This is a genomic window from Lachnoclostridium sp. An169, assembly GCF_002160525.1.
Taxonomy (GTDB): Bacteria; Bacillota; Clostridia; order Lachnospirales; family Lachnospiraceae; genus Mediterraneibacter; species Mediterraneibacter cottocaccae.
Window position 1 is genome coordinate 18,947 of record NZ_NFKT01000012.1, and the last position, 21,086, is coordinate 40,032.

Below are 21,086 nucleotides of genomic sequence, written 5' to 3' on the forward strand. Positions count from 1 at the left end.
TCCTGGACTGGCTGATGAAGTAATATCTGCGGGAGCGCTTAAATATGGAACTGTTGACCAGACTGACAACGGACTGGGAGCTTTACTGGTGAGGGGAAAATGTTTTTCCCCTCTTTTTCCGTTTCCCCATGCGTGCTATACTGAATACAGTGCCGCGCAGCGGTAAATACAAGTGATTTATGAAAGAGATAAGAAAAGAGGGCTCCGATAATGTACGCATGGGAGAAAATGTTTCAGGATACAGCACTGGAGAAAGGAAAAACTGCCTATCAAAGTCACCGTGTAACGGACTTAAAGAAGGCGGGAGACGTATATTCGGCCGCGGTACTTGACCGGGAGAGGCATGAAGTGACAATCACGCTGCAGGACGGCAGACCGAAGAGGGGAAAATGTGACTGCCCCGTGGCGAAGAGCAGGAAACTGTGCGGACATATGGCTGCACTGCTCTATGTAATTGAGGATGAGAAAGCCAGACAGGAAAAGAAGCGGATCCGGGAAGAGGAAGAGAGGGAACGGAAGCGTTTGGTAAGAGAGAAAAGAAAGGAGGAGAGAAAGCAGCGGGAAATAGAAAAGCAGCAGAAAGAGGAGGCGAGGAAGCGGCTGGCAGCGGAGGAAGCGGCCAGGTTGGAGGAGAAAAAACGGGAACAGGAAGAGCGAGAAGCTGCAGAACAGGCGCGCCGTGCCGAGCGGAAAAGGCTGGAAGAAGAAGCACGGCGCAGAGCCGATGAGCGGCAGAAGGAGGAAGAGGAAAACCGCAGATATACCCTTCTTGGAGAGGCGTGGGAGGATGAGGATATCCAGCAGAGTACTTACAGTATCTCCAGCCTGGAACACTATCAGTATTTTGATGTCGGAAAGATCCGTAAATCAGTAAAATTTCCCGCTTCGTCATTGAAAAAGGGGAGACAGCTCTTCCAAAACGGCGCGGTGGAGATAACGGATGTCCACGCAGGATATGACCGGATTGATGGGGAAATCTGCGGGGAAATCCATGCAGTTACCAGAGATGGCGGGGGCGAGGTTACGCAGATTATGCAGTTCTCGCGTACGGAGGCTGTCCGGATGCGGTGCGGATGCCGCCAGTGCGCGCGGATGTTTTACAGCTTTTCATCCAACTGGAAGAGTACCTGCCAGTATTCTGCTGCTCTCATGGATGCACTGGAAGAATATCTGTCGTCCCACAACCTGGCAGATGCAACGGATCTGAAGGGCAGGATGGTACTGGAAGCCCTCGGAGGGCGCCGCAGCCCTGTGAAAGAACCCGGCGGGGCACAGGGAAAACTCAGGATAGAGGCGAAACTGACCCGGGGGTGGAATACGCTGGAGGCATCTTTCCGGGTTGGAAATGAGAAGCTGTATGTTGTGAAAGATCTGGACGAATTCTGTGAGCATGTAAAAAATGCAGAAGATGCGGTTTACGGGACCTCAACGAATTATAATCACGCAATTTCCAATTTTACCGAGGAGGGAAAACGCTGGATCGGTTTTATTACAAATGCGGTAAAAGAGGATGAACAGTTTGAAGCGAGGATGGAGGGAACCAGATATTATGATGACTGGAAATCGGTAAGCGGAAAGAAGATCGATCTGTACGGATGGCGCCTGGATGAATTTTATGATGTGGCTGCTGAAAACGGAGAGGTGCTGTATGACAGCGGAACCGGAGGCCGGGGGACAAAGAAACATCAGACCACGCTGAAAACCCGGGTGAAGAATCCGGAGATCACGGCGGATATCTCGGAAGAGACTTTTGATGATTCCGGGGAATTCCATGGCGTCTCCGTGGATATTTCGCTGCCGGAGCTGTATTCAGGGATGAAAGCCGATTACTATATCAAAGATGGATTCCTGAACAGGGCGGACAGCGGTTTTTCAGAAAAACTGGGAGCGCTTCGGGATCAGGAAGAGCACGGGCACATTCGTTTTCATGTGGGAAGGAATCATCTGAATACCTTTTACTACGATGTTCTTCCAAATCTGGAGGAGATTGCGCGGGTGAAGGAACACGATCCGGAAAAGATCCGCCAGTACCTGACACCGGAGACTAAGTTTACCTTTTATCTGGACGCCGATAAAGGGGACGTGTTCTGCAGAATTTTCGCCGGATATGCGCAGCGGGAATTTTCCGTGGTAGAGAGTTTGCAGCAGGGCAGTGTGGAGGAGCAGTACCGTGATATCGAAAGAGAAGCGGAAATCTTAAACCGGGTTATGAGCTGGATGCCGTATCTGGATCCTGAGAGAGACGCTCTGTGCACAGGCGGAGATGAAGAAGAAATTTACCGGGTAATGACGGAAGGAGTGGAAACGCTGCTCGGACTTGGCGAGGTCAGGTGTACGGACAGTTTCTTAAGCCGCAGGGTGATCCGGAAAGTAAAGGCGAGGGTCGGAGTGTCAGTGTCCGGCGGGCTTCTGGAACTGGAGATGTCCGCAGACGGTCTGGACCAGAAAGAGCTGATGGATATTCTCCACAGTTACCGGGTGAAAAAGAAATATCACCGGCTGAAAGACGGAAGCTATGTGGGTCTGGAAGACGGGTCTGTTGAAACACTGGAAGAACTGATCGAAGCGATGAACCTGAAGCCTGCGGATATGATAAAAGGTAAGGTCAACATTCCCCTGTACCGCTCGCTGTATCTGGATCGGATGCTTGCGGAGAACGATGAGATATACAGCAGGAGAGACAGTCATTTCCGGGAGATGGTCAAGGAATTCAAGACCATCGATGACTCGGAGTTTGAGGAGCCCCAAAGTCTCTCGGATATTATGCGGAACTACCAGAAAGACGGGTTTAAATGGATGCGTACCCTGGAAGAATGGAATCTGGGCGGAATCCTCGCGGATGACATGGGTCTGGGAAAAACGCTCCAGGCAATCGCACTTCTGCTCTCGGCAAAGCTGGAGGGAAGAGGCGGCAGCGCGCTGATCGTTGCTCCTGCAGCCCTCGTGTATAACTGGGAGGAAGAGTTCCACCGCTATGCGCCTGAGCTGTCTGTTGCCGTTGTGGCGGGAAACCAGGAAGAGCGTCGGGAGAAGATCGGACAGTATCAGGAATATGACGCTCTGGTGACATCTTATGATACGCTGCGGAGAGACATTTCTTTCTATGAAGATAAGGAGTTCCGCTATCAGATTATTGACGAGGCTCAGTACATCAAGAATCATACCACGGCTGCGGCGAAAGCGGTGAAAGTGATAAAGAGCCGGATCCGCTATGCCCTGACCGGTACGCCTATTGAGAACCGGCTCAGTGAACTGTGGAGTATCTTTGATTATCTGATGCCGGGATTCCTGTACGGGTATGAAGTATTCCGCAGAGAGATCGAGACACCTATTGTGAAAAATCAGGACCAGGCAGTGGTGGCGCGCCTGCAGAAAATGACAGGGCCGTTTATTCTGCGCCGCCTGAAAGAGAATGTGCTGAAGGATCTGCCGGAAAAACTGGAGGAGATCCGTTACGTCCGTTTCGAGGGAGAACAGCAGAATCTGTATGATGCGCAGGTTCTCCATATGAGGGAAACGCTTGCAGGGCAGGGAGAAGAGGAGTTTAACAAAAACCGTTTCCAGGTGCTTGCGGAACTGACCCGGCTGCGTCAGATCTGCTGTGCGCCGTCGCTGTGCTTTGAGAATTACTGCGGGGAGGCGGCGAAGGTGGACGCCTGTGTACAGCTGATCCAGAGCGCCATGGACGGCGGACACAGGATGCTCGTATTCTCCCAGTTTACCTCCATGCTGGAGATTCTGGAGAAAGAACTGGATAAGGAAGGCATAGAATATTATGTGATCACAGGGAGCACGCCGAAAGAAGAGAGGCTGCGTCTTGTGAGGATGTTTAACGAAGGAGACGTACCGGTCTTTTTCATCTCGCTCAAGGCGGGGGGAGTAGGGCTGAACCTGACCGGGGCTGACGTGGTGATTCACTATGATCCCTGGTGGAACCAGGCCGTCCAGAACCAGGCGACAGACCGGGCACACAGGATCGGTCAGACGAAGAAGGTTACTGTATATAAGCTGATCGCCAAGAATACAATCGAGGAGAAGATCCAGAAGCTCCAGGAGACGAAGCAGGATCTGGCGGATCAGATCATCGGCGGAGAGACCGGACAGTTGGCAGGAATGAGCAGAGAGGATATTCTTGCTTTGCTGGAGGCGTGATCTGCCTGGGGAGTCGGTTGGCCGTTAGGGTCCGTATTGCCCTGGCGGCCACGCTTGCGCTCGGGAGTGAAACGCAGCGGTACTAAAGCCGCAAAGGACGCGGCTTAAGGACCGGCGTTTCACTACGGGCCTTCATGGCAACACGGACCCTAACGGCCGGGGCGACTGGCTCAGGCAGGGAAAGTGGGAAAAGTTTGAGATGATGGAAGGATGGGTGAACGGATGGAAGTAAAGAGAGTTTTTCTGATCGTGCTTGACAGTGCGGGAGTTGGATGGGCTCCGGATGCGGAGCGGTTTGGAGATGTGGGGAGTGATACGTTTGGCTCCTGTGTGAGAAGCGGAAAGCTGCATGTGCCGAATATGGAGCGGATGGGCTTGTACCGGATACAGGGAACTTCATTTGAAAAAAGCGGGATCTCCGGGACAGCCCTGGCGCCGGCAGAGAAGAAAGCGACAGAGATGAATGAGGCAGAAGCAGGACGGTTTGACGGGGGAGCTGACTTCGGGAAAGAAGAAAAGTCTGCCGCGGTAACGGGATGTTTCGGCAAGCTCCGGGAGCAGTCCGCGGGGAAGGATACAACCATGGGGCACTGGGAGATCGCGGGCGTGATCTCGCCGAAGCCCATGCCTACATTTCCCCATGGATTTCCCAAAGAACTTCTGGACGAATTTGCCGCAAGGACCGGGCGAGGCGTGATTTGCAACGAAGTGGGATCCGGGACAGAGATGATCCGGCGCTACGGCGAGGAACAGATGCGGACAGGAAAGTGGATCGTCTATACGTCTGCGGACAGTGTGTTTCAGATCGCCGCCCACGAGGAAGTCATACCTCTTGAGGAACTGTATGCGGGATGCCGGACAGCGCGGGAACTGCTGACCGGAGATTATGCGGTGGGGCGGGTGATCGCAAGACCCTATGTGGGGAAAGCTCCTGATTTTACCAGGACAGTGAACCGCCATGATTTTTCCCTGGAACCGCCCCGGGATACCATGCTTGATATGCTGAAAAGTTCCGGACGGGATGTGATCGGTGTGGGAAAGATCTACGATATCTTTGCCGGAAGAGGTCTTACAAAGACGTTCCCCAATGAGGGAAATGAGAAAAATATGGATGTGGCGATCCGGCTCCTGGATGAAGATTTCCATGGACTGTGCTTCGTCAATCTGGTGGATTTTGATATGATCTACGGGCACCGCAGGAATGTGGAGGGCTATACGGAGGCATTGAACGCCTTTGACCGCAGGCTGGATGAATTTCTTCCGAAGATGCAGGATTCAGATGTGCTGATGATCACGGCGGATCACGGGTGCGATCCGGGATTCACCGGAACAGACCACACGCGGGAGTATGTTCCGATCCTCTGTTGTGGAAAACCGGTCAAAAATGGTGTGGATCTGGGGATAAGAGGCAGCTATGCAGATATCGCGGCGACGGTATGCAGGATGCTGGGAACAGAGTACTGTGGCGACGGGGAGAGCTTTTTAGAACAGATTCGCTAAGGGATGATGCGGGCAGGGACATTTATTCGCTGTAAAAAATGTATTTTTTTAAAAATAATCGCTCATAAAAATGTAATATTGATAAAAAGTTCGCTCATTTTTTTGTAATACAGATTGATATCACGAAAACAGAGGGATATAATATTACCATCGAAAGGAAGTGGTATCATGAAATATCTTAAGCGAAAGATTGATGAGTTCCTTATGGAGTGGAAAGTTGATCCGGGCAAAAAACCGCTGATCGTAAAAGGCGCCAGGCAGGTGGGAAAAACGGAGTCTGTCACGAGGTTTGGCAGGGAAAACTATCAGCAGGTTATTTACATTAATTTTGTTGAGGAACCCAAATATAAGATGATACTGGAAGATGGATACAGCACGTCTGATATCATAAAGAACATCTCAAGGATTGATCCGTCGAAGCGTTTTGTTGAAAATGAGACACTTTTCATTTTCGATGAGATACAGGAGATGCCGGACATTGCAACGTCTCTGAAATTTTTCAAGCTTGACGGGAGATATGATGTGATCTGCAGCGGTTCTCTTCTGGGCATTAATTACAGACAGATCGAGAGCAACAGCGTGGGATATAAGACTGATTACGAGATGAATTCCATGGATTTTGAGGAATTTCTGTGGGCGAAAGGCTATGGAAAAGAGTTTGCCGAAGATCTGCTGGCACATATGAAGGAAGAAAAGCCACTCAGTGAATTGACAATGTCTGTCTGCCGTGGGCTGTTTCTTGACTACTGTATACTGGGAGGTATGCCTGCTGTGGTGGAGCAGTATATTGAAAACGGGACCTTTGAAGGAACGTTGGATCTGCAAAGACAACTGCTTGCCGATTATAAAGAAGATATCCGAAAGTATGCGGAAGGGATGGATCAGACAAGGATTCTGAATGTTTTTAACCAGATCGCCCCTCAGCTCGCCAGAGACAATAAAAAATTTCAGCTTTCCAGAGTGGCGCGCGGAGCAAGATTTAAGGATTACAGAGGCTGTATTGAGTGGCTTGCTGATGCAGGGGTGGTCAATATCTGTTACTGCCTTGGTTTTCCTGAGCTTCCTCTGAAGGGAAATTATGATGATACGAAATTTAAGCTGTATTTTAAGGACACCGGTCTTCTGGTTGCGATGCTGGACGATGAATCTCAGGACGATCTTCGCGCCAACCGGAACCTGGGAGTATATAAGGGTGCCCTTTACGAAAATATTGTCGGAGAAGCTTTGGTAAAAGCGGGGTATGGACTCTATTATTATAAAAGGGAAGACTCTACGCTGGAGGAAGATTTTTTTGTCAGGACAAGGGAAAATCTTGTCCCTGTTGAGGTAAAAGCGTCAGGAGGCAGGTCGAAGTCTCTGCGCACATTGATTGACAGTGAGAAGTACGGAGATATCCGTTGGGGAATAAAGCTTTGCGAGGGGAATATCGGATACAGTGACGGAATTTATACATTTCCGTATTTCTGTACCTTCCTGCTGAAGGAATATCTGAGGGAGCGCTGAATTTTCTGCGCTCCCGAATTTGTGTGCATCGGGGAGCGAGCTTTATAGCGACAGGAAAGCGTACTGATATTAGTTGAGGAGTATCTGTAAAATAGTAGTTGCAAAAGAACTGCTAAAAAGATAAAATAAAATCGAAGATAGAGACTATAAAAACATTATCAGAGAGAAGGAAAGCAGATGCTGTATGAATATTTGAAAGAAACATATGGAGAAAACGAGCCGATTTTTATTTCGGAGATACAGTATGAAGGAATGTCGATGAACAGTATCAGGCAGCAGGTAAAAAAACTGACAGATGCGGGAAGGTTAAAAAGATATGATACAGGTATCTATTTTATACCGAAGAAATCTGTTTTTAAGTCCGGTTCCCAACTTTCCAGAGATAAAGTGATCGAACAGAAATATCTGAAAGAGGACGGTCAAAGATGCGGTTATATCAGTGGGGGAATATTCGCAAACCAGATGGGACTTACTTCACAGGTGCCGGCGAGTTGTGAGGTTGTTACCAATAAGGCGACGAATGACTACAGGGAGGTCAGGCTTGCCTCTTCATTGATAATACTAAGAAAACCGAGGGTGAAAGTGACAGAAGATAACTTCCGTCAGATGCAGTTGCTTGATCTTATCAAAGACATAGATTTTTATGCTGAAAGGGGAAAAGATGAACAGCTTGCACGGATCACAGCCTATATGAAAGCATATGAGATCCGTTTCAGCCAGTTGGAAGAGTACCTGCCCTATTATCCGGATAAGATCTATAAAAATATGTATGAAATGAGGCTGTTAAATGGTGTACTTGCATGAGGAGCGGGAACAGTTTATCGAGGCTGTTAATCTGGCTGTATATAAGACTGGTTTAGAGCCAGAGATTATAGAAAAAGATTATTATGTGACAATGGTGCTGAGAAAGCTGTCTTTGCAGTTCGATTTTCCTGTATTTAAGGGAGGAACTTCGCTCCAGAAGTGCCATCGGGTGATATCCCGGTTTTCCGAGGATATTGATATTACGATCGACCGCACTTTATCACAGGGCAATAAGCGAAAATTGAAATATGGAATTACAGATATCGCTGATGAACTGGGAATGACCATACCAAATATAGAGGATATCAGGAGCAGGAGAGATTATAATCGTTATGATTTGACGTATGATTCTGCGTTGGACAGTGCATTTTGTTCTCTTGTAAAAGAAGTCCGTGAGGTTCGTGCAAAAACAAATATCTGCCCATCGGCAACAACAGGAGTGAATGTGACGGGAGTGTTGAATGAGATAATGGAAAAGAATGTTTACAAAGAAGACTATAACGTTCTTACAAGCAAATTGTTAGAGGAGAAAGTCAGTTATGAGGATGCGCTTTCCGCTGTGAAATGTATTGCAGACAGCAAAGTGTTTGATGAATAAACCGAAGCGTTCATATTTCACTTACAAAACTGTAAGTGTATTTTCCCTCCCCTGCTGATATAATTCTTTCATAAGCAGCTTATGAAGTGTTATGCCGGCAGGGAAGGAGCATCTATGGAACACATTTTGACACTGGAACAGGTAAAGAAGTACTACGGAACGGGAGGCAATATCACCAAAGCGGTGGACGGCATTTCCATGTGTGTGGACGAGGGGGAATTTACGGCGATCATGGGAGCCAGCGGTTCGGGGAAGACCACGCTGCTCAACTGTATTTCCACGATCGATACTGTGACATCCGGGCATATCGTGATCGGCGGAGAGGACATCACGGCTATAAAGGAGAAGGATTTCGCGGATTTCCGGAGGGAGAACTTAGGATTCATCTTTCAGGACTTCAACCTTCTGGATACGCTGACCATCGAGGAAAATATATCGCTGTCGCTGATCATCAACCGGGCGGACTCCGGGACGATCAGCCGGAGGGTGCAGGACATCGCCGGGAAACTGGGAATCGGGGATATCCTGGGAAAGTTTCCTTACGAGGTGTCCGGCGGGCAGAAGCAGAGATGCGCCTGTGCCAGGGCGCTTGTAAACGAGCCGAAGCTGATCCTTGCGGACGAGCCCACCGGCGCGCTGGATTCCCGTTCGTCCCGGCTTCTTCTGGAGACGATGGCGGACATGAACAGAAAGATGAACGCTACGATCCTGATGGTCACCCACGATTCGTTCAGCGCCTCCTTCTGCGGGCGTATCCTGTTTCTGAAAGACGGGAAGATCTTTAACGAGATCCGCAGGGGAAATAAGACGCGCAGGGAATTTTTCAATGAGATCCTGGATATTCTCACACTGCTCGGAGGTGATCTGGAAGATGTTAAGTAGACTCGCCTTTCGCAATGCAAAACGGAGTATCCGCGATTACGTGATCTATCTGATCACCATCACCCTGTCCTTCTCCCTGATCTTTGCGTTCAGCCTGGTGGCGGGATCAGACGCTGTGGCAGAACTGTCCTATGGGATGAATACATTTAAGATAATCATGCAGTTTGTGAATGTGGTCATTATCTTTGTAGTCTGCTTTCTCATTAATTATACCGCAAAGTTCATGTTCGGCAGACGGAGCAGGGAGTTCGGAACTTATATGCTTCTGGGAATCCGGAAAAGAGATATTGCGAAAATGTTTCTCATGGAAAATGTGCTTCTGGGATTCACGGCGCTGATTCTGTCCATTCCGGCGGGATGGGTGGCAAGCCAGTTCTTGTCCTTTGTCATCACGGGGATTTTCGGGATTAAGGATCTGCTGCTGATTGGATTCGACTGGGGTGCGGTGCGCCTTCTGGGGATCTATTTTGCTGTGATCTATGTACTGGTTCTTTTCAGTATGGTGCGGCGGATGCGGAAAATGACGATTCAGGGCTTCCTCTACTACGAGAACCGGAACGAGAAGAAAATGCTCGCCTCGAAAAAATACCGCGCTCTGATCTGTGTGCTCAGCATTATCGTCACCGCAGGAGGGCTGTTTCTCTGGGATTCCCGTTTTGATTTTTCCGTTTCCGGGGCAGAGGAGACGATGTATTGTCTGATGCTCAGTATCCTTATGATGATCGTGGGAATCTACGGGATTGCCATGACACTTCCGGACATGATTCTGTCTCTGGTCCTGAAAAGTAAAAAGGCAAGGTACAGAAAGGATAACCTGTTCGTGGCGCGCACATTTTCCTCGAAGGTGAGGAGCATGAGCTTTACCATGGGAACCCTGGCCATGCTGATCATGCTGACACTGGTCGCCATGAACATCTCCTATATCACCAAAGGAATGTACGAGTACATGATCGATTCCGAAGCGCCTTATGATTTCAGTGTGTTCGATGACCCGGAGGTATTTGACGATTATATTGCCGTCATTGAGGAAGACTATACCATTGACGAGATATTTGCCTTTGATATTTATAAGGAGCCGAAAGGGCAGTTCCGCGCTCTGATCCCGTTCGATGGATCGGATACCGATTTTGATACTGTGATCCGGGAGAGAGACTATAATAAGATGCGGACCCTGCGGGGAATGGATCCCGTGGATCTTGGACGGGACGAGTATATCCTGACCGTGGGGGCGTCGGCGATCTATCTGTTCCAGAATGAGGACAGCCTGAAGGAGATCACGCTGGCGGACGGGACCAGACTTTCCCAGCGGGAGATCGAAAGCCGGACATACTGGTACAGTATATCCAACGAAGGGTATTTTGTCCTGGTGCTCCCGGATGAGTGTACGGAGGGACTGGAAGTGGCAGAGTCTCATCTGATCGTGGATACGAAGGAAGAGACAACACTGGCCCTGCGGGATAAGCTCCGGGAACGGATGGCATGGCATCTTGTGCGGACGGATGAAAACGGGGACAGGCATGAGCAGTTTTACCGTTTCCAGGTCAGAGGAGCCGCAAGGGAGGAGAGCAATACGATGGTGGCCATGGTTTCCTCCATCTGCCTTTACATTGCCTTTATCTTCATCTCCACAGTTGGGACGATTCTGGCGATCCAGTCGCTGAGCGACGCCTCGAAGTACCGTTACCGGTATACAGTCTTAAGCAGACTGGGTGTGGGAGACGGGGCGCTGCACCGGACGATCCTCAAACAGCTCGGGATCTTCTTCGGGCTTCCGGTGGTGATCCCGGTGGTCATCAGCTTCTGCGTGCTCACGTCCATCAACCGGCTCTACCAGGTAATCCTGCCGAACGGATATGCGTATCTGGGATACTTTTTCAGCGGGCTTGCGGTTTTCCTGATTGTGTATGGGGTGTATTTCCTGGCGGCGTATGTGGGATTCAAGAGAAATGTGGATGAGGGAAGGGTGTAACAACAGTGCTTATAGTGATCATAGAAGATGATAAACGGCTGCGCGGCGAACTGGCACGGTTTCTGAAAACGCTGGGCTACGACACCGCACAGCCCGATGACTTTGAACATATCACAGATGAGGTCCGCAGGCTTCCGGCGGATCTCATCCTCATGGATGTGGGGCTTCCCTTTGAGGACGGTTACGAACTGTGCCGGAAGATCCGCGGGGAAAAGCCGGTCCCGGTGATCTTCGTCACCAGCCGGGACTCCTCCCGGGACGAACTGGAGAGCATCCGCGCAGGTGGGATCGACTTCATCACCAAGCCCTATGACACCCTGATCCTGGCGGAGAAGATCCGGCGGGCGCTTGCCCTTACTGACCCCAATAATTTCCGTCAGATCGAGCGGAAGGGATGCGTGCTGGACCTGCATCTCTCCATTTTGCGGTGCGGGGAGCGGGAAGTGGAACTGACGAGAAACGAGTTCCGCATCCTCTACTATTTCTTTATGAATGATGGCAGGATCATCAGCAAGGAGGAGCTCCTCGACCAACTGTGGAATGAGAAGTTTTATCTGGATGAAAATGTGCTGATGGTCAATATGACGAGACTGAAAAAGAAGCTTCGTGAGATCGGTGTCACGGATCTTCTGGAAAATGTCCGCGGAAAGGGTTGGAGACTGTGAATTTTCTGGCATTTCTGGAGGAGAAGATATCGGTGCTCCTCCTCCATCTGGTCTTTCTTCTGTTTGTGATCATGACACTCATGTTCTCGCAGACTCATGGATTTTATATCGTGCTTCTCCTGGGGCTCTTTGTCCTGTGTGAGGGCGCGGTGCTTGTGGTCACATATATGCGGGAGAAAAAGGAGTATGACCGGATCGTTGCACTTACGGACGGTCTGGAGGAGAAATATTATGTTGCAGAGGTGCTGCCAAAGCCCCGGGATATCCGCGGAGCAGCCTATTACTATGCCTTAAAGGAAGCGTGCCGGGCGATGAACGGCCGCATCGGGGCACTGGAGACAGAACAGAGAGAATACCGGGAATATGTGGAGAGCTTTGTCCATGAGATCAAGATTCCCATCAGCGCTCTGTCCCTGACCTTTGACAACAACAGGGATTATGCCCTGAAAAAAGAGGCGGACCGGGCAAACCTGCTTGTGGAACAGATGCTCTACTATGCCAGAAGCGGGGATACAGAGAAAGACTATTTTGTGCGGAAGCTTTCCCTGGAGGAGGCGGTCCATGGCGCTGTCTTAAGATTCCGCCATTATCTGCTCGAACGGGGGATAAAGGTGGAAACTTCGGGTCTTGATGTGGATATCTATACGGATGAGAAATGGCTGGGGTTCATTCTTGCCCAGATTATTCAAAACGCGGTGAAATACAGTGATCCGGCAAAGCCCGGGAGAAGGCTTGCAGTCTCTGCCCGGGAGGACGCGCACCGGGTTCTCCTCTATATCGAGGACAACGGGCGGGGCATCCCGGAAGCGGATCTGCCGCGGATATTTGAGAAAGGATTTACAGGGGCGGACCGGAAAAAGAAGAATGCCACGGGGATGGGGCTGTACCTCTCGAAAAAGTTATGCCGGAGACTGGGACTGGAGATTTCTGTGGATTCGGTGGAAAAGGAATATACGAGAGTGTGTATCTGCTTCCCGAAGAGCGGGATGCGGGAAGAAGAGTGATGGAAAAAGAAAAACGCGGAGCTTAGATAAGCTCCGCGTTTTTGTGTATGGTTTCTTTTATGATATTTTCAACATAGTTTCCGATATGGCGTTTGGTGTCTTTGTCGAGCTGATCCGGATAGATCGGCTTTCCGTATTCGATCACCACATGCGTTTTCTTTACTTTCGGAAGATGATTCTCAAAAATCTCGGCGGTGTTGTTCAGGGATACGGGAATAATCGCACATCCCGACTTGGTAGAGATCTTAAATGCTCCATCCTTGAAAGGCAGCATGCTCAGCTCTTCGCCGGTGTTCCTCGTACCTTCGGGAAAGATGCATATTGAAATTCCCCGTTTGATGTACTCGATGGCCTGCAGGATCATCTTGAGTCCCTCTTTCGGATCTTTCCGGTCAAGGAAGAGACAGTAAAGCCTGCGCATCCAGGTGGAGAGGGAAGGCCACCGTTCCATTTCCTTTTTGGCGATGTAACCGGTCAGGCGTTTGCATCTCGCGTAAGTGAGCACAATGTCAAAATAGCTGCGGTGGTTGGCAATGTATACGACCGCTTCATCGGGAATGTTTTCCTCTCCGATGACTGTCAGCTGAACACCTGCCATTTTAATAATTACTTTGAATGCCCACTGGACAATGCGCAGGGAACTGATATCTCTTGCGTAGGGATTGAATTTCCCGACGATCCATTCCACGAAAAAGATGGGAATCGAAACAATCAGGAACAGTACAACAAATATAACGATACACAGAAAACGAATCATGACGCAACGCCTCTTTTTCTTCAGAATCGGTGTCCCGGACCGCTGGTTCCCTCTGGAAGTTCAGCGGAAAATATGGGAAAAAACACCACAATAAAGTATACCGCAGCAAGAGCGAAAAAGCAAGGGTGGCAGATCCGTATTATTCCAGCTTATGCATTCCCGCAGCCTCAATCAGAAGCGTAATGCCTCCCAGGATCAGATAAGCGGAGATAATATAGTTCAGGGTCAGCGCTGAGGTGAACGGAAGAAACAGGAAAATCACCGCCAGTATAATGTCCAGTACTCCGCTGAAAGTCAGGGCGCCGGTATGTCCGATCCGGAAATATTTCATCCGTGAGGCAAAGGAAATCTTCTGTGTCCCGCTGAAAATCAGCAGAAAGGCAAAAAGAAACGTAATGACCTGAACGGTCAGTACAACAGGCATAAACAGCAGAAGAATACCGAGCAGAATATTAAGGATACCCGTTACGATCAGCATGGGATCCTTAAAATGCCATGTCACGGATGCGTAAGAAACCAGGCGGTAGATACCCAGGATGATCAGTGCCGCGGCGGCAACATACTGTATGACAGCGAAGATACCGACCGGAAAGACGATTGTCAGAATACCGGCGATAATCAGAAGGATTCCGGCGATACAGCTTGCCGTGCGCACCTTTCTTCTCTGGCTGTTCCAATGTTCCATAAATTCGTGTACATAATCAAAATCAGAATCAAACCATCTCATAAAAAAGCCTCCTTGTCAGCTGTGACAGATATATTGTTCATTTTCATCTATGTGAACAGGAACTCCCCGCGGGGAAATCTCCTGATACTCCTAATATAGAACGCATTATCAGCACTGTAAAGAGAAGAGTGCTAATTTATTTAAAATTTAATATTTTACAGCTTCCGGGATGAAGAATCTTCCGGTGTACACAGAATTCTTTCCATGGTAAAATATAAGACAGATATTTACATCAAAAGGCAGATTCAGTTGATTGCAGGAGAGAGAAAATGGCTGTAGATATGAAAAAAGTGATAGCAGGTGCATTTTACAGGCTGCTGGAAACCAGGAGCATCGACAAGATTACGGTGAAAATGCTGATTGAAGAGTGCGGTATCTCACGGCAGACGTTTTATTATCATTTTCACGATATTATGGAAGTACTGGAATGGGTGTTCCTTCAGTCGGCAAAGCGGCTGACGGAGCGAAGCCTTGACGCGGCGAATCTGGATGAGGTACTGCGGATACACATTGAGTTTACCGAAAAAAATTATCAGAAGCTGCGCAGGCTGATGGAGTCAAGAAAAAGAGCGCAGGTGGAGGAGATGCTTGTGGAAGCGGTGTGTGTCTACCTGAAAGAGCTGGCAAAACATCTCCCGGCGGGCAGGAATATCAGTTATGCGGATATGGAAGTGATGCTCCGTTTCCATGCATGCGGTATGGTGGGGGTACTTCTGCGGTATGCGGGCAATCCGGAGACGGACCGGGAGGAACTGGTCCGGCAGCTGAAGCTGCTGCTCTCCGGGAAAATCTTCCCGAACCTCTGAGGCGAGCCGGGAAGGGGGCTTACTCCGGAGTATCGGCGAGATAGAAGCCGGTTCTGCGGGTAAGCTGTGTGTAGTGTTTGTAGAGTATCCCGAAACGATGTACATATCCGGCCTGCCAGGGCTTGGATTTTCCGCAGAAATGCAGGATGGAGGTGTGGCTTAATACCCAGTCCATATTGCATTTTCCGCCGCTTCTGAGCAGATAAGTATTGTAGTTGCGGGCATCGTAGTTCCAGAGATAGTCATCCACTTCCAGGGTACGGTTCCCGAACATGATATTGAGTATGTCCTGATCCGGAAGAAGAAGCTCCTTTGCATGCTCCCGGACAAAGCGGAACACGCCGTCTGCCGAGATTTCTTCCCGTCCCTGCTTAAGATCCATGAGGAGAACACCCGAATTAAAATAATTGTGATCTGTTCCGAGACGGACCTGGTTGATATTGTTTGCCAGGTCCGTCTTTCCCGTATGTGCAGCCGCGGCAAACAGGTTCCCCTGAAGGTCGGTTTCCCAAAGCGTGTCGAGCGGGTTGATGACCAGGGTATCCGGATCGAGATACAGGATACGGTGCAGTTCCCCCGGTAGAAGGAGAGGAGCCAGAAGGCGGTAGTACATTTCCCGGGGATACTGGCGGGTTACAGGGGCATCCCGGAAACAGCCGGGATCGATCTGAACCGGGCAGAAGCCGAATCCGAACCGGTCGCACTGGAGTCCGACCTTATCCAGCAGCGGTGCGGAGATTCCGTTGTGAATCAGGTAGATCTCGAACGGTTTCCCGGGATGGGTGATATAAATGGAAGTGAGAAGTACCTGAAGGCGGGGCAGATAATTCTGGTTGAGTGTGGTAAGAATTTTTATGGTTTCCATCTTAACGCGGTCCTCCAAAGGTTTTGAGTATATTTTATCATTATTATACTACAGGAAAAAGAGAATATTAACTACGGATAAAGAGAGAAAAATATCCTTACAGAATGGAGAATCTGTAATAAATACTGACATATTCTGCATTTTGTAAATACAGAATATGAAAGTTGATAATTGTGGAATGATTTATTTCCTGATATAAGAAAGAAATAGTATGCATATGCAAAGGAGGAAGGAAGATGCAGGAGATAAAGAAACCGCGGAAACCGCTGATTTTCTACTATGTGATCGTCATGATCATTCTGCTTCTGTTCAATTTTCTGCTGATGCCCTGGTTCGCGGAACGCCAGATTGTTGAAGTGGGGTATGAACAGTTTATAAAGATGACGGAAGAGAAAGATATCGGTCAGGTGGAGATCCAGCAGGAGGAAAACAGAATCCTGTTTACAGACAAGGACGGCACCCGGATCTATGAGACCGGGATGATCGATGATCCGGATCTTACACAGAGACTGGTCGATTCAGGGGCCAGTATTTACGGACAGATTGTCAAACAGACATCGCCGTGGCTGACCCTCATTCTTTCGTGGATTCTGCCGATTCTGATTTTTGTGGGGATCGGGCAGTATATGTCAAAGAAACTGATGAACCGGGCAAGCGGCGGACCGGACTCCATGATATTCGGTATGGGGAAGAGCAATGCGAAGGTCTACGTCAAATCCTCAGAGGGAATCCGGTTCTCGGATGTGGCAGGAGAGGACGAGGCAAAGGAAAGCCTGGCAGAGATCGTAGATTATCTTCACAATCCCGGGAAGTACAGAGAAGTGGGGGCGAATATGCCCAAGGGAGTTCTGCTTGTGGGACCGCCGGGAACAGGAAAGACCATGCTTGCCAAGGCTGTGGCAGGTGAGGCAAACGTGCCGTTCTTCTCCATGTCCGGCTCTGAGTTTGTAGAGATGTTCGTGGGAATGGGCGCATCCAAGGTGAGAGATCTGTTTAAACAGGCAAAAGAAAAGGCGCCCTGTATCGTGTTTATCGACGAGATCGACGCCATCGGGCAGAAGCGCGACGGCAGAGTGGGAGGAAATGATGAGAGGGAGCAGACCCTCAATCAGCTTCTCACGGAGATGGACGGATTCGAGAATAACAACGGCGTAATCATTCTGGCGGCAACGAACCGTCCGGAGTCTCTGGATCCGGCGCTGACCAGGCCGGGACGTTTTGACCGGAGAGTGCCGGTAGAACTGCCGGATCTCAAGGGCAGGGAGGAGATTCTGAAAGTTCATGCCAAAAAGGTAAAACTGGACGACAGTGTGGACTTCAACAAAGTGGCGAGAATGGCCTCCGGTGCATCCGGCGCAGAGCTTGCCAATATTGTAAATGAGGCGGCGCTCCGGACGGTGCGCACCGGGAGGAACTGCGTGACACAGGCGGACCTGGAAGAGAGCATTGAAGTCGTTATCGCCGGGTATCAGAAGAAGAACGCCATCCTTACGGATCAGGAGAAGAAGATTGTGTCCTATCATGAGGTGGGACATGCCCTTGTAGCTGCCATGCAGACCCATTCGGCTCCGGTCCAGAAGATCACTATCGTTCCCCGGACATCGGGTGCGCTGGGTTACACCATGCAGGTGGATGAGGGAAATCATTATCTGATGAGCCAGGAAGAACTGGAGAACAAGATCGCCACGCTGACCGGCGGACGTGCGGCGGAGGAGCTGGTGTTCCATTCCTCTTCCACCGGAGCCTCCAATGATATCGAGCAGGCAACCAAGCTTGCCCGTTCCATGATCACCCGCTACGGTATGAGCGAGGAATTCGATATGGTGGCAATGGAGACGGTGACGAACCAGTATCTGGGAGGGGACACTTCACTGACCTGCTCTGCCGAGACACAGGCGGAGATCGACCGGAAAGTAGTGGAACTGGTGAAGAAGCAGCATGAAAAAGCCCGGAAGATTCTAGAGGATAACCGGGAGAAACTGGATGAGATCTCGGAATATCTTTATGAGAAAGAGACCATAACCGGAGATGAGTTTATGAAGATACTGGAGAAGAAATAAAGAATATATCGTTGCGTCGCCGGGGCGGTTTTGTTATGGGCTGCCCCGGCGGTTATGCCGACTCTCTTTGCAATTCAATTTTCCCCTCTTGACATTTCCGCCCTCCGGGTTTACTATAATACCCGGTACAAAATTACATATGATTGATGACAAGGGGAGCTTGTGCGACAGGCTGAGAGGAAGTTAAAAACTTCGACCCATAACCTGATTTGGATAATGCCAACGTAGGGATATGAACCATCTTTATTTTTCGAGCCCCTTTTGTTTTCAGTCGGAGAAACAGGAGGGATTTTTTTATGTTTGATTTTCTGGTGACAGCTGACGGCGGACTTACCACTGCCGGATATGTGGTGAGTGCTGTGGTCGGAATTGCACTGTTTGTCGGCGCTGTATTCCTTGCAGGAAAACACTCCGAGAAAAAGAAACTGACAACCAAGCAGCTTGTATTCTGTGCTGTGGCGCTTGCGTTGGCGTTTGCCACGTCCTATGTGCGTGTTGTGAAGATGCCCTGGGGCGGAAGTGTGACGCTCTGCAGTATGCTTTTTATCGTCCTTGTGGCGAACTGGTACGGCGTGGCAACCGGAATGATGGTAGGATTTGTGTACGGTCTTCTTCAGTTCCTTCAGGAGCCTTATGTCCTGTCACTTTTCCAGGTATGCTGCGACTATGTGCTTGCCTTTGCGGCGCTGGGACTTGCCGGACTGTTCGCAAAGAGCAGACACGGGCTTGTGAAAGGATATATACTGGCTGTGTTTGCGCGGGGAGTATTCCATGTACTTGGAGGATATCTCTACTGGATGGACTATATGCCGGAAAACTTCCCGAAATCGCTGGCAGCGGTATACCCGATTCTCTATAATTACAGCTATCTGCTGGTTGAGGGAATTATCACTGTGATTATTATTTCTCTGCCGCCTGTGGTGCGGGCGCTTGGAAAAGTAAAGCAGAGCGCGACAGAATAACGCTTTTGTTACCGACGAATATGTGAATGAAAAAGCCGGGAATCCGCAAAATGGCGGATTCCCGGCTTTTTGCGGATTCCCGGTTTGTGTTTATGCCGTATGTTACTGCCTCAGAATCTTCAGAAGGATATTTCCCATGGGCATCTGCTGCAGTTCCCGTCTGGTTACAGTCTTAAAGGCGATGATCAGGAACAGGTAAAGGACGAATCCGAATACTGCCGCCACGCACACTGCCAGGGTATTGGACGGGACCAGCGCATGAATTCCCATGTAAATCAGCCTTGCCGCTACAGCCATGATTGCGGAGGCAGCCAGCGGAAGCAGGAAGGTTGTCCTGATTTCCTGATGGTAATGCAGTGTCTTGCCGATGGCGATCCAGTTCAGAATACACACCACCAGGGCAAAGGTCAGGTTGCCGATGACAAGTCCGTACACTCCGAGATTCAGGTGCTGCAGCATGATGTAGACCAGGACAATGTGGATCACCAGGGAGATCGCCGAGTGAGTGACAGATTTCCTCAGCTGGTCGATGCCCTGAAGCACCGCATTGGTCACAGTGGATAAAGAGAAGAAGATTACAGCCGTTGAACCCATCATCAGAAGGTTGGCAGTCATCTCTCTGCTGTCTCCGAATACAAGCTGCATGATCGGACCTGCCAGGGAAAGCATGGCAGCCGCACAGGGGATGGCAATCAGCATGTTGAATTTGACAGTCATATAAATCTTGTTCTTTACTTCCCGTTTTTCCCCTCTGACACGGGATGTCACGATACTCGGTATCATGGATGCGCCCAGGGAAGAGGCGATTGCCACCGGCACGTTTGTCAGAAGACGGTATTTTCCGCCGTAAATGCCGAGCAGGGAAAGACGTTCGCTTTCATCCAGGCCTTTTCCTCCCATGATCAGACCGAACATGGAATTATCCACAGAGCCGCTGAGCTGATAGACAAACTGGCTCAGAATGATCGGTGTAAACGTAAGGATCAGAAGCTTCATGATATCGCTGTAGGAAGATGCCGGGGCAGAACTCCGGCGTTTCCGGGAATGCCTCTGGTATATGTACATCATCCAGGCGAGAATCAGAAATGCCGCCAGTGCGCCCACAAGGGTTCCCAGTGTTCCGCCGGCCGCGCCGTAGGATGCCGGATTATCCATATCTGCAAAGCGCTTCATAAAGTACCAGGACGCCCAGATACTCACTGCCGCATGTACCACCTGTTCAATGACCTGGGACAGGGAAGTGGGCATCATATTGCCGCGGCCCTGGAAGAATCCGCGGAACACGCCCATCACGGCAAACACCAGGATCGTAGGAGCCATGACCCGGAGCGGCAGAGCGCTTCCCGGGCTGTTGAAGATCACGGAGGCGATCCAGTTCGCGCCTGCAAGCAGCAGGACAGTCATAAGCCCGCCGGTAAAGACTCCGATCGCCAGTCCGCAGTGGAATACTCTTTTTGAATCGTTGTAATTGTGTTCTTCCTCCTTGGCAGCGATCAGTTTGGAGACCGCCAGGGGAAGACTGTATGAGGAAAGAATAAGACCGATGTTGTAGATTTCGTATGCTGTATTGTAGTAGCCGATGCCCTCGTCCCCGAGAAAGCGGGTCATCGGGATCTTGTAAAACAGTCCGATCAGGCGGACGATGATGCCTGCTGCGGCCAGGATCGTTCCCTGGATCAGATAATTGTTATCTGCCTGTTTTTTTCTTGTGCCCATTTGTGTACTTGCCTTTCTTTTCTGTCAGGAAAATCTTTCAAAATAATCATATAGATATTTTACGTTCTTATGCTGTCCTTTGTCAACCGCTTCGGAGGGATGCAAGTATGAAAAGA

At 49.8% G+C, this 21,086-nt stretch carries 16 protein-coding genes and 1 riboswitch; of the genes, 12 read left to right on the plus strand and 4 right to left on the minus strand.

Annotated elements, in window-relative coordinates; translation table 11 throughout:
• The first annotated feature begins 210 nt into the window (after positions 1-210).
• From B5F07_RS09945 to B5F07_RS09985, 9 genes are all read left to right on the plus strand, one after another.
• Complete coding sequence (locus B5F07_RS09945) at positions 211-4,152, plus strand: DEAD/DEAH box helicase (RefSeq protein WP_087161129.1); 3,942 nt, start codon at positions 211-213, stop codon at positions 4,150-4,152.
• Positions 4,153-4,374: 222 nt separating this feature from the next.
• Entirely contained in the window at positions 4,375-5,652 is a 1,278-nt protein-coding gene (locus tag B5F07_RS09950) for a phosphopentomutase (RefSeq protein WP_087161130.1), read from the plus strand.
• Between the two features lie 168 nt (positions 5,653-5,820).
• Positions 5,821-7,155, plus strand: a complete 1,335-nt coding sequence (locus tag B5F07_RS09955; protein WP_087161131.1) for an ATP-binding protein — start codon at positions 5,821-5,823, stop codon at positions 7,153-7,155.
• Between the two features lie 177 nt (positions 7,156-7,332).
• Positions 7,333-7,959, plus strand: coding sequence for a hypothetical protein (locus tag B5F07_RS09960; protein WP_087161132.1), 627 nt, complete (start codon positions 7,333-7,335; stop codon positions 7,957-7,959).
• Entirely contained in the window at positions 7,943-8,557 is a 615-nt protein-coding gene (locus B5F07_RS09965) for a nucleotidyl transferase AbiEii/AbiGii toxin family protein (RefSeq protein ID WP_087161133.1), read from the plus strand. The genes B5F07_RS09960 and B5F07_RS09965 overlap by 17 nt, the downstream gene beginning before the upstream one ends.
• A gap of 114 nt (positions 8,558-8,671) precedes the next feature.
• Positions 8,672-9,439 carry an ABC transporter ATP-binding protein gene (locus tag B5F07_RS09970; RefSeq protein ID WP_087161134.1) on the plus strand — a complete coding sequence of 256 codons (768 nt, stop codon included), beginning with the start codon at positions 8,672-8,674 and terminating at the stop codon, positions 9,437-9,439.
• A complete protein-coding gene (locus tag B5F07_RS09975) occupies positions 9,429-11,408 on the plus strand; it encodes an FtsX-like permease family protein (protein ID WP_087161135.1) in 1,980 nt (659 codons plus the stop codon). The genes B5F07_RS09970 and B5F07_RS09975 overlap by 11 nt, the downstream gene beginning before the upstream one ends.
• A 5-nt stretch (positions 11,409-11,413) precedes the next feature.
• Positions 11,414-12,073 (plus strand): response regulator transcription factor, encoded by a 660-nt coding sequence (locus tag B5F07_RS09980; protein WP_087161136.1) that lies wholly within the window; start codon positions 11,414-11,416, stop codon positions 12,071-12,073.
• Positions 12,070-13,077, plus strand: coding sequence for a sensor histidine kinase (locus B5F07_RS09985; RefSeq protein WP_087161137.1), 1,008 nt, complete (start codon positions 12,070-12,072; stop codon positions 13,075-13,077). The genes B5F07_RS09980 and B5F07_RS09985 overlap by 4 nt, the downstream gene beginning before the upstream one ends.
• A gap of 22 nt (positions 13,078-13,099) precedes the next feature.
• Here B5F07_RS09985 and B5F07_RS09990 read toward each other — a convergent pair whose 3' ends face one another.
• Positions 13,100-13,834: a lysophospholipid acyltransferase family protein gene (locus B5F07_RS09990; protein ID WP_087161138.1), complete on the minus strand. Its 735-nt coding sequence runs from the start codon at positions 13,832-13,834 to the stop codon at positions 13,100-13,102.
• A 139-nt stretch (positions 13,835-13,973) separates the two neighbouring features.
• Positions 13,974-14,561, minus strand: coding sequence for an HdeD family acid-resistance protein (locus tag B5F07_RS09995; RefSeq protein ID WP_087161139.1), 588 nt, complete (start codon positions 14,559-14,561; stop codon positions 13,974-13,976).
• Between the two features lie 269 nt (positions 14,562-14,830).
• Here B5F07_RS09995 and B5F07_RS10000 point away from each other — a divergent pair, with 269 nt between their 5' ends.
• Positions 14,831-15,367, plus strand: a complete 537-nt coding sequence (locus B5F07_RS10000; protein ID WP_087161140.1) for a TetR family transcriptional regulator — start codon at positions 14,831-14,833, stop codon at positions 15,365-15,367.
• A gap of 19 nt (positions 15,368-15,386) precedes the next feature.
• Here the strand turns inward: B5F07_RS10000 and B5F07_RS10005 are convergent, their stop codons facing one another.
• Positions 15,387-16,232 (minus strand): glycosyltransferase family 8 protein, encoded by an 846-nt coding sequence (locus tag B5F07_RS10005; RefSeq protein ID WP_087161141.1) that lies wholly within the window; start codon positions 16,230-16,232, stop codon positions 15,387-15,389.
• A 236-nt stretch (positions 16,233-16,468) separates the two neighbouring features.
• Here B5F07_RS10005 and ftsH point away from each other — a divergent pair, with 236 nt between their 5' ends.
• Together ftsH and B5F07_RS10015 are read left to right on the plus strand one after the other, a co-directional pair.
• On the plus strand, positions 16,469-18,292 hold the full coding sequence (gene ftsH / locus B5F07_RS10010; protein ID WP_087161142.1) for an ATP-dependent zinc metalloprotease FtsH: 1,824 nt from the start codon (positions 16,469-16,471) through the stop codon (positions 18,290-18,292).
• 142 nt (positions 18,293-18,434) lie between these two features.
• A riboswitch (TPP riboswitch) is annotated at positions 18,435-18,540 on the plus strand.
• Positions 18,541-18,588: 48 nt separating this feature from the next.
• On the plus strand, positions 18,589-19,254 hold the full coding sequence (locus B5F07_RS10015; protein WP_087161143.1) for an energy-coupled thiamine transporter ThiT: 666 nt from the start codon (positions 18,589-18,591) through the stop codon (positions 19,252-19,254).
• A 102-nt stretch (positions 19,255-19,356) separates the two neighbouring features.
• On the opposite strand, the gene B5F07_RS10020 is transcribed toward B5F07_RS10015, so the two are convergent.
• Positions 19,357-20,970, minus strand: a complete 1,614-nt coding sequence (locus B5F07_RS10020; protein ID WP_087161144.1) for a putative polysaccharide biosynthesis protein — start codon at positions 20,968-20,970, stop codon at positions 19,357-19,359.
• Positions 20,971-21,086 lie beyond the last annotated feature (116 nt).